10 protein-coding genes are annotated in these 13416 nt (G+C 68.3%); 5 read left to right on the forward strand and 5 right to left on the reverse strand.

From position 1 onward, the window contains the following. Window position 1 precedes the first annotated feature (1 nt). From ACFC8N_RS26405 to ACFC8N_RS26420, 4 genes are all read right to left on the reverse strand, one after another. On the reverse strand, window positions 2-1054 hold the full coding sequence (locus ACFC8N_RS26405) for an RNA polymerase sigma factor (protein ID WP_376290326.1): 1053 nt from the start codon (window positions 1052-1054) through the stop codon (window positions 2-4). 118 nt (window positions 1055-1172) lie between these two features. Then, on the reverse strand, window positions 1173-2198 hold the full coding sequence (locus ACFC8N_RS26410) for a lytic transglycosylase domain-containing protein (protein WP_376290328.1): 1026 nt from the start codon (window positions 2196-2198) through the stop codon (window positions 1173-1175). 395 nt (window positions 2199-2593) lie between these two features. After that, window positions 2594-3310 carry a hypothetical protein gene (locus tag ACFC8N_RS26415; RefSeq protein ID WP_376290330.1) on the reverse strand — a complete coding sequence of 239 codons (717 nt, stop codon included), beginning with the start codon at window positions 3308-3310 and terminating at the stop codon, window positions 2594-2596. A gap of 22 nt (window positions 3311-3332) precedes the next feature. Then, a complete protein-coding gene (locus ACFC8N_RS26420; RefSeq protein WP_376290333.1) occupies window positions 3333-3716 on the reverse strand; it encodes a hypothetical protein in 384 nt (127 codons plus the stop codon). Window positions 3717-4609: 893 nt separating this feature from the next. Here ACFC8N_RS26420 and ACFC8N_RS26425 point away from each other — a divergent pair. Continuing rightward, window positions 4610-5203 carry a terminase large subunit domain-containing protein gene (locus ACFC8N_RS26425; protein ID WP_376290335.1) on the forward strand — a complete coding sequence of 198 codons (594 nt, stop codon included), beginning with the start codon at window positions 4610-4612 and terminating at the stop codon, window positions 5201-5203. A 50-nt stretch (window positions 5204-5253) separates the two neighbouring features. Here ACFC8N_RS26425 and ACFC8N_RS26430 read toward each other — a convergent pair whose 3' ends face one another. Then, entirely contained in the window at window positions 5254-8514 is a 3261-nt protein-coding gene (locus tag ACFC8N_RS26430; protein WP_376290338.1) for a discoidin domain-containing protein, read from the reverse strand. A 446-nt stretch (window positions 8515-8960) separates the two neighbouring features. Between ACFC8N_RS26430 and ACFC8N_RS26435 the strand changes: the two genes are divergently transcribed. From ACFC8N_RS26435 to ACFC8N_RS26450, 4 genes are all read left to right on the forward strand, one after another. Beyond that, window positions 8961-9980, forward strand: a complete 1020-nt coding sequence (locus ACFC8N_RS26435; RefSeq protein WP_376290341.1) for a LacI family DNA-binding transcriptional regulator — start codon at window positions 8961-8963, stop codon at window positions 9978-9980. 198 nt (window positions 9981-10178) lie between these two features. Beyond that, on the forward strand, window positions 10179-11537 hold the full coding sequence (locus ACFC8N_RS26440; protein WP_376290342.1) for an extracellular solute-binding protein: 1359 nt from the start codon (window positions 10179-10181) through the stop codon (window positions 11535-11537). Between the two features lie 51 nt (window positions 11538-11588). Then, complete coding sequence (locus tag ACFC8N_RS26445) at window positions 11589-12530, forward strand: carbohydrate ABC transporter permease (protein ID WP_376290345.1); 942 nt, start codon at window positions 11589-11591, stop codon at window positions 12528-12530. After that, window positions 12527-13393 (forward strand): carbohydrate ABC transporter permease, encoded by an 867-nt coding sequence (locus ACFC8N_RS26450; RefSeq protein ID WP_228620846.1) that lies wholly within the window; start codon window positions 12527-12529, stop codon window positions 13391-13393. Before ACFC8N_RS26445 ends, ACFC8N_RS26450 begins: the two co-directional genes overlap by 4 nt. Window positions 13394-13416 lie beyond the last annotated feature (23 nt).

Raw genomic sequence — 13416 nt, forward strand, 5'->3', positions numbered from 1 at the left:
GCTACGGCAGCTTCGGCGACGGCGTGTTCGACGGCGTCCTCGGGGCAGGGACAGGGGCGGAGGACGGAGCGGCCGGTACCGCCGGGGCCGGGGGCAGCGACGGGACCGACGAGGCGGCCGACCTCGTCGGCAGGCCCGGCACCTCGGGTATGCCGGGCAGCCGCGGGACCTGTGGCGCCGACAGCCCCGGGAGCGCGGACGAGGACACGCCGGGCAGGGACGGCACGGGCACCGGCAGCGGCCGGGACTTCCCCCCGGTCGGCGAGGGCGTCCGACGCCGGGTCCCGGGCGCCGGGGGCGAGGAGGTGCGCGTCTCGGGGGTGTTCCCCCGGCCCGTGGCGTCGTCGCTGCGCCGCACCTGCGCGTCGCTGGACACGGCCGGCCGCGGCGCCGCACCGTTCCCGTTTCCGCCCGTACTGAGCGAGTACGGCAGCACGAGCCCCGCCACCGCCAGTGTCGCCGCCGTCGAGGTCGCCGCGACCACCTGGGCCTTGCCACCCCCGCGCAGCCGCCCGCGCCCGACCAGGAACATCACCAGCCCCAGCGTCCCGGCCAGCGAGGCGCGCAGCGTCCGCCGGGCCCGGGCGAGCAGCGACTCGACGGTCCGGTAGCTGAGCCCCATCCGCACCGCGACCTGACTCACGTCCAGGTCCTCGGACTTCAGCCGGAGCGCCTCCGCCTGCCGGGCGGGCAGCTCACCGCTGCGCACGGCGAGCCACTTCGCCTCGGCCCGGTCGCACACCGCCTCCTCGACGGGTACCGGGCCCGGCGCGACGAGCGTGGGGCGGCTGCCCACCTCGGCCTCTCGGTTGACCTGCCGGTACCGGTCGACGCACAGCCGCATCGTCACCGTCGTCAGCCAGGCGCCGAGCCGCTCGTCGTCGAGGTCCGGGCGTTCCGCGGCCCGCAGCATCGCCTCGTGCACGGCGTCCTCGGCGTCCTCCTGGCTCATGGAGCGTCGCCGGGCCACCTTGAGCAGCTGCTCGCGATGGCTCCACATGCGCTGCCAACGCTCGTCGGCGGCCGCTGTGTCCGCAGGCATGTCCGTCGCCATGAGGGCCCCTTCGCTCTCACTCGCCGGTCCTGTGCTTCCGGCGGACGGCGACATTACCGCCGAGTAGTCGCAGTTGTGGAGGGGGAGGCGCTCATCGTGTTCCAGCCGTTGCCGATGGTCACGGCCCCGCGTCGGGCAGCACGCCGCCGCCGGGCAGCGTCAGAGTCGGCTCGGGGACGGGGACGAGCGGCGTCCCGGACGCCTTCGGCACGCCTGCCGTTGGGGACGGGCTGGGGGAGGGGGAGGCGGGCGGCGCCGACGACGTGGGCGAAGGGCCAGGGACCGGCTTCCGGTCGTGCGACGGCTTCGGCGGCGAGGGCTTCGCCCTCTGCGGGCGGGACGGCTTCGGCCGGTGCGACCGGGATCCGGTGGACGCGTCCGGCACCACGCGGTGTCCGGTCAGGTAGTACGCGTACCAGGCCTTGACGGTGCGCAGATAGGCGTCCGAGTGGTTGTAGCCCAGGATCGCCCGGTCCAGGTCGGCGGGGTTCGACAGGTCGCGGCCGCCCGCGCACAGGTAGCGGCCGGCGGCGAGCGCCGCGTCGTAGACGTTGTTCGGGTCCGACCGTCCGTCGCCGTTGCCGTCCGCGCCCCAGCGGGCCCAGGTGGACGGGATGAACTGCATCGGGCCGACCGCGCGGTCGTACACCGGGTCCCCGTCGTACGCGCCGCCGTCGGTGTCCGGCACGACGGCGAAGGCGCCGCCGGTCAGCCGCGGGCCGAGGATGGGCGTCACGGTCGTACCGTCCGGGGTCACCCGGCCACCCCATGCCTGCCCGGACTCCACCTGGCCGATCGCGGCCAGCAGCTGCCAGCGCAGCCGGCACCCGGGCGCGCTGCGCGCCAGTTCCTCCTCGGCACGCCGGTACGCGGCGAACACGGTCGCGGGAAGGGCGCCGCCGACCGTCACTTCCGGTGCCGAGCCGTCTTTCCGTGTCCGCAGCGGGGGAAGGCCGGTGCGGTACGGGGTGTCGCCGGACACGCTGGCGCCGTGCCCGGCGGGCGCCGCCTTCCGCGCGGGCTCCGCGGCCTCGGCCGAGACCGCCCCCGGTGCCTGCGATGCGGTCAGCACGGCCATCGCCGCCGCCGCGATCGCCGTACCCCTGGCACCCCTCAGTGCCCCCTTGAGTGCACGCGCTGTCACAGTGCAGTCCCCTCCGTGGGTGAATCCGTCGTCCGCTCTACGCGGCCGGAGGGCGGGTCCGTCGCGCGGAACCGGGCGGATGGCGCGGGAGCCCTTTCGGGACCGGGGTACACACGCGTGTGCAACAACCCCGATGTTCGTCAGCAGAGCATCCATCGCCAAGGCGTTGTTCCAGGTGCTGGCCAGGATGTTCCTCACTCGATCGTGTGGGGCTGAGCCGGATGAGGGTTCTTCGGAATTCCTGACGCTGTTTCATCTTCCTGTACGCCCATTCAGGGGCGTTGAAGTGAGGGGGGAGGTGCATGGCGTTCCTCCGCCTTGGCCGCTGACGTTGTGGTCACCGGTCACGGTGTGCCGTCCTTGCCGTCAGCGCTGCCGTCACCCTCCCAAGGACATCAACTGCCCATGAGCCAGCCCACCAGGTCGTAGACGGCCGAGCAGTACGGATCTTGGTCGTCGTTCTTGCGCATGCGCTCCAGTTCGCCTGTGTCCAACAGCGTCGGCAAGGCAGCGGACGCCCCGCTGACGCCCACGGTCACCAGCCCTGATTCGTCCCGCAACGGCAGGTCGACCCCGATCGGAGGGGCGCCCTCCGAGTCCGGGGTGTCCAGGTACAGACGACAGCTACGGTCGTCCAGTAGCAGGAATCCCCGCAGTCGCAGTTCCGCCGGCTCTTCTGCTTCCAGGGGAGCCGCGAACGCCGCACCTGCGGCCCACAGAGCATCAGTGATGTGGAACCGCGGCCGTTCCATGAAGTCGTGCACGAGTTCCGTCGCATCGATCACAGGAATGCCGAACGCGTCTCGCGGTGTCTCCTCGGTGCACTCAGGAATCGATTGGCCGCTGAGTTCTCTGCGGAGTGCCGCTGCAAGATCGGCAGGAGGGATGTTCCCTCCCTCTGCATCCATGAGCGGTACGTCATACCCCACTGACGTGGTCAGGTTCTGTCCGTCCCACAGGATCACGCGTCCTGCACCGGGACGGTCTCCAGGCTCCACGACTCCACGGACCAGCAGGCTTTTGCCGGCGGCCAACGGAGCTGCCACCCAGTTCAGCAGCTCACGAGCAAGTTGAGAATGAAGCCCGGACAGACCCACTGCATTCCACTGCATCACTGAATTCCCTGGTCAGAGATCACACACGGTTCAAGGCATCGGGGCACTTGTTGGTGCCCTGGCAATAGGCGGTGATGACACCGATCTTCTGGCCACGATCGGCCAGCTGGTACTTGTGATCCGCCGTCTCCCAGCTGTACTGCGCGATGACCTTGACTCTGGCGAGGATCATTCCGAGTCCATCGGTCAGTACAGCGCCGTATTCCAAGCGAGCCCCGTTCTTCTTCTCGGGGTGCTCGCTGACGGCCACCTTGACGACCTTCTGGCTCGTGATGTTGTGCGGGCCGGAGAAGTGGACCCATCCGAAGTTCCGGTTGCCCTGTCGAGTGGGTATGTGACGCCCGTCGGCATCAGTGCCAACGAACTTCACCACGCTCCAGTGGTCAGAGGCTGCGCTGGACACAGCTGCTCCGTCCGCCGCAATGCTCTCCTCGGCCTGGTCGACGGTCTCCTGAGAGAGCCCTGGGCCAGAGCCTTCGAGGCCCCGAAGGTCTGCACGTACTGCTCATTGCTCACGAGCGCGAGCCCGTCACCCGTGGCATCAGCGCCCCCGGTCTGGGAAGCGGACACGACGGCATTGCCGTCAGGAGCGTCGTCAGCCAGAGCGATGGGCGCTGTGGAGAACAGCATGGCGGCAGTAGTGAGGGCGGCGGCGCCAGCGAGCACGCCACGGCGCATGTTGGATGAGCGCATGGAGAATCCCCACGCTTTTGTGTCATGAGGGTGGTCAACCCTCTTCGGTCACAGGGATCATGGCATATCCCGGCATCCCCTCCATCAGCTGGATAGGCCGTCTCGTGAGGCTGACTGAAGGGACCTCGTATCTGCGCCGCTTCTCGCGATCGGCATTACCGACCCGGGCGTCCGTCGCGGTGGTACGGGCGCGTTCGGGTGTCGGGGTGGCTGAAGTCCAACTTGGTGATGAGGAGGATGACTTCGGGGCGGACGGTGGAGGGCACGGGCGGTTTCCTTGTGTGCGGTGTCGTGAGATCGGTTGGTGCTGGTGGGCGGTTCGGGGGTGTGCGGGCAGGCGGTGCTCGGGGCATGACGTGCGGTGTCTTCATGCGGGGGTGTTTGTCGGGCGCGGTCCGGCGGTGGGGGCGATGCGCGCTCGACTGCGGTGGAGACGGCGGGGCCAGGGGCGTGGCGTGGGGTTTGTGGGTATCAAATGGTCCGGAGGATCCCCGGTTTCGGTAACCGGAGATCGTCGGCTACCTTCCGCTTGCGCTTGTCCGGTCAGCGCCGGCGGGCTGTGCCGTTCGCTGCCCCTCGTCGCTGGGCGAGACGACGCTGCGGTTGAAGAACGGCACGCTGATCCGGGGGTTCGGCGCGGAGACGCCGGACAACCTGCGTGGCTGGGCGTTCGACAAGGCCTGGTGTGACGAGTACGCCGCTTGGTCCCGGCATACCGCGCAGGAGGTGTACGACATGCTCTGGTTCTGCCTGCGCGAGGCGGACACCCAGGTCGTCATCTCGACGACGCCGAAGCCGCTCCCTCACGTGAAGCGGCTCGTCGAGCGCGGCCGGTCGCAGGAGAAGGCGCACCGGGAGGGCGGGGAGGCGCCGCGGGTGGTGCTGACGCGTGGGTACATGCGGGAGAACGACGCGAACTTGTCGGCGGCGGCGCGGGCGGAGCTGGAGGAGGAGTACGCCGGCACCTGCCTCGGTCGGCAGGAACTGTCGGGTGAGCTGTTGGAGGATGTGGAGGGTGCGCTGTGGAAGGGTTGGATGCTGGAGGTCGAGGGCTTCAGGCCCCGGCCCGAGCACCTTCCGGACCTTCAGAGGGTGGTCGTCGCGGTCGACCCGGCGGCCAAGAGCCACGAGAACGGGACCGGCACCTCACCGGTACGTCCCTGCTGGTGTCTGTGCCTGCCGAAACCGACGGTATGACGGTGCCGCCGAGCACACAGGGCCCGGCGGCATCTTGGGTTCGGGTCAGTTCAGGTGTTCCAGACCTGGAACTCCGAGATCTGTCCCGCCGGCCAACCGGTGTTCGCCGTGATGTTCACCCGGAAGTACCGCTGGGTGCTCGCGGGGAAAGTGATGGTGACCGTGTTGCTGGTGGCGGGGTCGAAGGTGTAGGTGGCCGACGCCTTGACGGTGGAGAAGGTGGTGCCGTCGGTGCTGCCCAGCAGGGACAGCGTCTGGTCGCGGGCGCCCCAGCCGGCGGGCAGTTGGAGGACCATGCGGGACGCGCTCTGCTGGGAGCCGAGGTCCACCTGCACCCACTGCGGGAAGGCGTTGTTGGCGCTCTCCCAGTAGGTGGACTGGTTGCCGTCCGTCACGTTGGACGACGCGTACGTCTGGGTGTGGCTGGACTCGCTGGTGGCCTTGCCGGCCGCGAGATCGGTGCTGACGGTGCCGGAGCCGTTGCCGCTGGTGAACACCTGGAAGTCCGACAACTGGGCCGCGTTCCAACCGGTGTTCGCGGTGATGTTCGCCCGCACGTAGCGCGCCGTGGTGGCGTCGAAGGTGATGGTCACCGTGTTGGTGTTGGTGTTGGGATCGAAGGTGTATCCGGCCGATCCCACGATGGTCGAGAATGTGGAGCCGTCCGTGGAACCCAGCAGTGACAGGGTCTGTGTGCGGGCCCCCCATGCCGTCGACGGCGGCAGCTTGAGGACGACCTTGCCGATGCTGTAGCTCTGGCCTAGGTCGACCTGGGCCCACTGCGGGAACGAGCCGTTGGTGCCCTCCCAGTAGCTGGACGGGTCGGAGTCGGTGAGGTTCGAGGCGACGTACGGGGTGTTGCTCGAACTCGCCGATGCCGGCCGGCCGGCCGCCACGTTGGTGCTGCTGTCGATGCCGCTGCCGGAGAGGGCCACCGTGAGCGGGCTGTTGTTCGCGTTGCTGGACACGGTGAGGGTGCCGGTGCGGGATCCGGGGGCGGTGGGCTTGAAGGTGACGCTCACCGTGCAGGACGCACCGACGGCGATGGTGGAGCAGTTGTTGGTCTGGCTGAAGTCGCCCGTCGCCGCGACGCTGGATACGGTCGCCGTGGTGGTGCCGGTGTTGGTCACTGTCACCGTCTTCGCGGAGGCGGTGGAGCCGACGACCGTGTCGGAGAACGACAGGCTCGTCGGACTGGCGTTCAGCGCGGGTCCGGCGGCGGTGCCGGTGCCGGAGAGGCTGACGGTGTTGGTGGTGCCGCCCGCGTTGACGGTCAGCGTTCCGGCGCGGTTGCCGGTCGCCGTCGGCGTGAAGGTGACGCTGACGGTGCACGAGCCGTTCGCCGGGATGGAGCTGCCGCAGGTGTTGGTCTGGGCGAAGTCGCCGCTGGTGGAGATGGAGGAGACGGTGGCGGACGAACCGGTCGGGTTGGCGACCGTCACGGTCTGCGCCGCGCTGGTCGTACCGCCGGCCTGTGAGCCGAAGCTCAGCGCGCTCGGGGAGGCGGTGACTGTGCTGGCCGGATAGGGCGGGTAGACCGGGGTGGGCCACCCGCCGCAGTACGCGGTGCCGCTGATGCCCGAGTTGCCGCCGCCGTCGGTCACCGTGAAGTTGCCACCCTCGCAGCTGTAGACGGGTGCGGGCCCGTTGACGCCGGTCGCGGTGACGTTGGTGAAGCTCGCCGAGCCGCCGGTCTGCTCCTGGAGGGCGAAGGTGCCGGTCCCGGCGATGGTCACGTTGTTGAGGTGGACACCGCTGACGGTGCCCTCGACCCACTGGATCGCCTCATAGGGGCTCTGCTGGATCAGCGCGTTGGTCACGTTGACCGGGCCGTTGATGGCCCCCTGACTGCCGTCGAACCACAGAGAGCCGACCCCGAACTGCCAGTTGGGGTCGAGGCTTCCGTTGCGGATCAGCGTGTTGTCGGAGATGGTCGTGGTGCCGACCGGGGTGGAGCTGAACCGCTGCCCGACGTGGATGCCGCCGCCCTGGGTGATGCCGGAGTCCTGCACCAGGTTGCCGCTCACGGTGTTGTCGTGCCCGCCGTAGATCGCGATGCCGTTGGCGAGCATCTGCAGCTGCACCGTGTTGTTGGAGATGGTGTCGTTGGCGTCCGCGCCGATGCCGGCGTCCGCCCAGGTCGCGATGCCGTCGTCGCCCGTGTTGCGGATGTCGCTGCCCGTGACCTTGGAGTTGGTCACGCCGCCGTGGAAGTTGATGCCGTCGGCGGTGGTGTCGCGGATCCGCATGCCGCTGAAGGTCAGGCCGTCCATCGGCCCGTCCATCCAGGCGCCGACCTTCTCGTGCTCGATCCACACGTCGGACACGGTGGAGTTGCTCATCGCGCCGCCGATGCCGTTCACCTGCGCGCCGTCGTTGCGGTCCTGGACGTCACCGGAGATCGCGAAGTTCTCCAGGTGCACGCCGGTGCTCGGCGACGGCGCGGAGTTGCCGTAGAAGCCCGGCGCCGACCCGGTGACCGTCGAGTACCACATGCCGGCGCCCGCGATCGTCACGTTGTTCACCGCGATGTGGCCCGGGATCTTGTACGTGCCGGGCGGCATCCACACGGTGCCACCGGCGCCTGCGGCGCTGATCGCCGAGTTGAAGGCGCTGGTCGAGTCGTTGACTCCGGTCGCGTCCGCGCCCTTGCTGGTCACCGACACCGAGCCGGCCGGCTGCGTCAGCGGGGCACCGACCTGCTCGAAGTCGGCGAAGTCGATGGTGTAGGACGACGCGGTGTCCTCGGGGTCCACCTGTAGCGTGAAGGTGGTGCCGGCCGGATAGGTCTGCGTGAAGAGGCGATGGGCCTCGTCGAAGAAGTGGTGCGGGTTGCTGCCCGGGCTGTTGGTGAAGGGGTAGCTGCCGTAGAACCAGCTGTATGCGTTGGTCAGGGTGAAGTTGCTCTGCTTGGCGCCGTTGATGTACAGGGACAGCGGCGCGTTGTAGACCGACCCGTTCGAGCTGTCCGGGATGCTGTACCGGAAGTTGATGGAGTTCGTGGCCACCGGGGTGGTGAAGGTGACGTACTTGCCCGCCGCCTGCAGCGTCACGGCCTTGCGGTAGGAGGCTTCGTCGGCCAGCTGGCCCTGGGTGTAGCTGGGACCGATGACGCTGCCGTTGGTGGCGGCGTTCTCCGCCTGGACCTCGACATAGGGCAGGGCGGCACCGCTGCCGCCGGTGGCGGCGGTGGCGGCGGTGGCGGCGGCCCATGCCGAGGGCGCCGCCAGGAGGACGCTCGTGGCGACCAGCAGTGCGCCGGTGCCGCCCAGGGCGACCGCGCGTCTGAGTGTGCGTAGGGACTGGAACAAGGGTTGCTCCTTGGGGTCGAAGCCGTCGTGAGGCGTGCCGCCGTCGGGTGGGGTGCCCGAGGTCAGGTGCCCTTGGGCACGACGCAGCGCTTCGCCGGCCCTTCGTGGCCGGGCAAGGTGGAGCAGGTGCGAACAGGTGGAGAGGGAGGATCGGAGCACAGGCGGCGGCGCGTGCAGCACCGTATTGGCTCGGACAGACGCGAGCAATATTCCGATCAGAGTTTGTTTCAAACAGACTTTTTCTTGCAAATTCCCGATCTCCGGAGGCAGGCGCGTCGGCGTAGAAAGAAGGCGTGCAACCCTGGTTGGGGCGCATCTAGCCTTTCGTCGAATCTCCCCGGGTGGAGCCTCGTTGCCGTCGCTGCCCCGACGTTCTTGCTGCAAAGACTGACGAATTTTTACGCAGAGCCGCAAGTCAGTTGCGGATCATGCTCTAGGCTTGAGCCATGACGCGACGACTTGCCGAGGTGGCCAGGAAAGTCGGGGTCAGCGAGGCGACGGTCAGCCGGGTGCTCAACGGCAAGCCCGGTGTCTCCGAGCAGACCCGCGAGGCCGTGCTGACCGCCCTGGACGTGCTCGGCTACGAGCGCCCGACCCAGTTGCGGGGCGAGCGCTCGAGGCTGGTCGGGCTGGTCCTGCCGGAGCTGCAGAACCCCATCTTTCCCGCCTTCGCCGAGGTGGTCAGCAGTGCACTGGCGCAGCAGGGCTTCACCCCGGTGCTGTGCACGCAGACGGCGGGCGGTGTCTCCGAAGCCGACTATGTGCAGCTCCTGCTCCAGCAGCAGGTCTCGGGCGTGATCTTCTTCGGTGGCCTGTACGCCCAGGCCGAGTCCCCGCACGAGCACTACGCGCGGCTGTCCCGCCGCGGTCTGCCGACGGTGCTGATGAACGCCGCCATACCCGACCTGGACTTCCCGCAGGTCAGTTGCGACGACGCGGTCGCGGTGGAACAGGGCGCCGGGCACTTGCTGTCGCTGGGTCACCGGCGGATCGGCCTGGTGCTCGGACCGCCCGATCACATGCCGTCGCGGCGCAAGCTGGCGGCGGCTCGCACGGTACTGGAGAGTGCCGGACTGGAGCTCGAGGACGCGGATGTCGTACACGCGCTGTTCTCCCTGGAGGGTGGGCAGGCCGCGGCCGCGCGCCTGCTGCAGCGCGGTGTCACCGGCATCATCTGCGCCTCGGACCCGCTGGCCCTGGGGGCGGTGCGCGCTGCCCGCAGGCGCCGGCTTGATGTCCCCCGGGATGTCTCGATCATCGGCTATGACGATTCCTCCTTCATGACCTGCACCGATCCGCCGCTGACCACCATCCGTCAGCCCATCGAGGCGATGGGCCGCGCCGCCGTGGAGCTGCTCGTGGGGGAGCTGGCCGGCGCCAAGGTCACCCACGACGAGCTGCTCTTCGAGCCGGAGCTTGTGGTGCGCGGATCCACCGGTCTGGCACGGAGAGAGCCCAGCAGCTGACGGAGCGTCAACTCGCAGTGCCGGCAAGGGCCGTACCCCCATGGGGTGCGGCCCTTGCGTTGTTCGTGGCTGTTCGCACCACGGTTTCGCGTTGACTTCTTGCAAAATACCGTCGAGATATTGCAGGGCCGACGGGTCGGTGCTTAAGTGAGGCGCGCCACATCCCACGCACTCCGCCCATGAAGGGGTCTTCTACCCATGCGCAGATCTGCAGCGCTGCTGATCGCCGGCGCTCTCACCCTGACCGCTGCCGCCTGTTCCAGCTCCTCCAGCGGCGGTACCAAGTCGAGCAACGGCAAGGTCACCATCTCCATCGACTGCGCCCCGCCGACCAGCCGCCCGACTCAGCGCAAGCAGTGGGCCGACGACATCGCGGCCTTCGAGAAGCTGCACCCGAACGTCACGGTGAAGAGCATCGACACGTTCCCGTGCGAGACCCCTGAACTGTTCACAGCCGCACTCAAGGGTGGCACCGAGCCCAACGTCTTCTACACCTACTTCACGGACAAGCAGCAGGTCCTGGACGCCGGCCAGGCGGCCGACATCACGAAGTACGTCACCTCGGAGAACCTGCCGGTCAAGGACGACATCATGTCCTCGGTGTGGGACACCCAGAAGGCCGACGGGAAGATCTACGGCATTCCGCGCACCAACTACACCATGGGTGTGATCATCAACCGGAAGCTCTTCAAGAAGGCCGGGCTGAACCCTGACCAACCGCCGCAGAGCTGGGCCGAGGTCGAGGCCGACGCCAGGAAGATCGCCGCCCTGGGCAAGGGCATCGCGGGGTACGGCGACTACAGCGCGGGAAACAACGGCGGCTGGCACTTCACCGCCGAGATCTACGCCCAGGGCGGCCGGATGGTGAGCGACGACGGCACCAAGGCGGCCTTCAACAACCCTCAGGGCCTGGCCGTGCTGCAGAACCTGCACAAGCTCCGCTTCGACGACAACGTCATGGGCAGCACCCAGCTCTACAAGTGGGGTGACCTCCAGAAGCAGATGGCCGCGGGCAAGTTGGGAATGTACATCGCCGCCCCGGACGACATCACCTACATGGTGCAGAGCCTCGGCGCCCACTACGAGGACTTCGGTATGGGCCCGGTCCCCGGCCAGAACGGACCTGGCGCCGGAACCCTCACCGGCGGCGACGACTACATGTTCAACGTCAAGGACACCCCCGAGCAGATCAAGGCCGGGATCCAGCTGCTCAGCTACCTCTGGCTGACGGAGGGCCAGGGCCAGCAGTACAACTACCCCCGCTCCAAGGCTTCCGGCCAGGCGGTCGGCCTGCCCGAGCCGCAGCTGTTCCAGGGCGCGACCGCTACCAAGGACACCCAGCTCAAGGCCGAAAACGCCACCATGTCGGTGAAGGCCTTCGACCCCTTCGTCAAGGCCAACGTCCCGGGTGTCACCGAGCCCGCCAACGCCCAGGCCGTCTACAAGATCCTGGACACCACGATGGCGTCCGCACTGACGAGCCGCAACGCAGACCTGAAGAAGCTGCTGGACACCGCTGAGCAGCAGGTCAATCAGGTCCTCGCCAACGCCCAGTAGCCGCAAGGGCCGCCAGGCCCCGGGACGAGCAGCCTCCCAAGGAGATCGACGATGGCGGTCGTGACCGCATCCTCCGGAACCGACGCGCCGCCCGCCAGGGCGGCCGGCCCGGCCGGGGCACTGCGTAGATCCGTACAGCGCAACCTCACCGCACACGGCTTCCTGATCGGCGCGGTGCTCTGCTTCGCCTGCTTCCAGTGGTATCCCATGGTCCGGGAAGTGATCATGAGCTTCCAGAAGGCGAAGGCGGGCAGGACTACCTGGGTCGGCCTGCACAACCTCGACCAGATCGTGCACGATCCCAGCTTCTGGCCGGCCTGGCGGAACACCGCCGAGTTCACCGGCCTGGCCCTGCTGTTCGGCTTCGCGCTGCCGTTCGTCACGGCCGTGGTGATGAACGAACTGCGGCACGCGCGCGGCTACCTGAGAATCCTGGTGTACCTGCCGGTGATGCTTCCGCCGGTGTCCTCACTGCTGCTGTTCAAGTACCTGTACAACCCCGAGTACGGGCCGATCAACCGGTCACTGCAGCTGCTGCACCTGCCCGCCTCCGGCTGGCTGCAGTCCCCGGACATGGCGATGCTCGCCGTCGTCATCGCCTCCACCTGGATGAACATGGGCAGCGCCACGCTGATCTACCTCGCGGCGCTGCAGAACATACCCGGTGAGCTCTACGAGGCCGCCGAACTGGACGGAGCCGGACTGCTGCGGCGCGTGTGGCACGTGACAATCCCACAGACCCGGCTTGTCCTCTCGCTGATGCTGATGCTTCAGATCGTCGCCACCATGCAGGTCTTCGTCGAGCCCTTCATCCTCACCAACGGCGGCCAGGGGGTGGAGGGTTCGACCACCACCGTCGTCTACCTGATCTACCAGTACGCCTTCAACTTCTCCAACTACGGCGCCGCCTGCGCCCTCGGGCTGCTCCTGCTGGTGGTGCTCGCCGGGTTCTCGGTGATCTACGTGCGACTCAACCGGAGGCTGGAGTCATGAGCGACACCCGCACCCTGGTCAATCCGGCCCAGCTGAACCGCACGCTCTACCGCGCGACGCTGATCCTGGTCGTCGCCGCCTTCACGCTGGCCTTCCTCGGCCCCCTCTACCTGCTGGTGACGGGCGGGCTCAAGGGCACCACCGAGTCCATCCAGACCCCGCCCACCTTCTACCCGCACCACATCGAGGCCTCCAACTACAGCGACGCGTGGACTCGCCTCAACATCGCCCACCTGCTGCTCAACACGCTCTGGTACGCCTTCGGGGCACTCGCCTTCCAGCTCGTCCTGGACGTCGCCGCGGCCTACTCGCTGTCCAAACTACGGCCGGCGCTGGGCAACGCGATCCTCGGCCTGATGCTGGCCACCCTCATGATCCCGGCCATGGTGCTGGTCGTCCCGCAGTACCTGACCGTGCTGGACCTGCCGCTGATCCACCAGAACCTGCTCAACTCCCCCTGGGCGATCTGGCTCCCATCGGTGGCCAACGCCTTCAACATCTACCTGCTGAAGCGCTTCTTCGACTCCGTGCCCCAGGAACTGCTCGATTCCGCCGCCATCGACGGCGCCGGACCGCTGCGCACACTGCTCTCCATCGTGCTGCCCATGTCCCGGCCGATCATCGGCGTGGTGTCCATCTTCGCCCTGGTCAACGTGTGGAAGGACTTCCTCTGGCCGCTGCTGGCCGAGCCCGACCCGACCAGGCAGACGCTCAACGCCGGCATCTACTCGCTCTCCCTGGGCGTGCCGGAGAACGTGCTGATCGCCGCCTCGGCCATCTCCGCCGTGCCGACGGTGGTCTTCTTCCTGATCTTCCAACGCAACATCATGTCCGGGCTCACCGCCGGCAGCCTCAAGGGCTGACACCATCTCCCGAGGAGACTTCT

The sequence above is a fragment of the Streptomyces sp. NPDC055966 genome, from assembly GCF_042269865.1.
In the GTDB taxonomy this organism is placed as follows: Bacteria; Actinomycetota; Actinomycetes; order Streptomycetales; family Streptomycetaceae; genus Streptomyces.

Bases quoted from the DNA above. Each gene is read 5' to 3' on its own strand.
- ACFC8N_RS26405 (WP_376290326.1), bottom strand. From the start codon at position 1,054: ATGGCGACGGACATGCCTGCGGACACAGCGGCCGCCGACGAGCGTTGG.
- ACFC8N_RS26415 (WP_376290330.1), bottom strand. From the start codon at position 3,310: ATGCAGTGGAATGCAGTGGGTCTGTCCGGGCTTCATTCTCAACTTGCT.
- ACFC8N_RS26445 (WP_376290345.1), top strand. From the start codon at position 11,589: ATGGCGGTCGTGACCGCATCCTCCGGAACCGACGCGCCGCCCGCCAGG.
- ACFC8N_RS26450 (WP_228620846.1), top strand. From the start codon at position 12,527: ATGAGCGACACCCGCACCCTGGTCAATCCGGCCCAGCTGAACCGCACG.
- ACFC8N_RS26435 (WP_376290341.1), top strand. From the start codon at position 8,961: ATGACGCGACGACTTGCCGAGGTGGCCAGGAAAGTCGGGGTCAGCGAG.
- ACFC8N_RS26440 (WP_376290342.1), top strand. From the start codon at position 10,179: ATGCGCAGATCTGCAGCGCTGCTGATCGCCGGCGCTCTCACCCTGACC.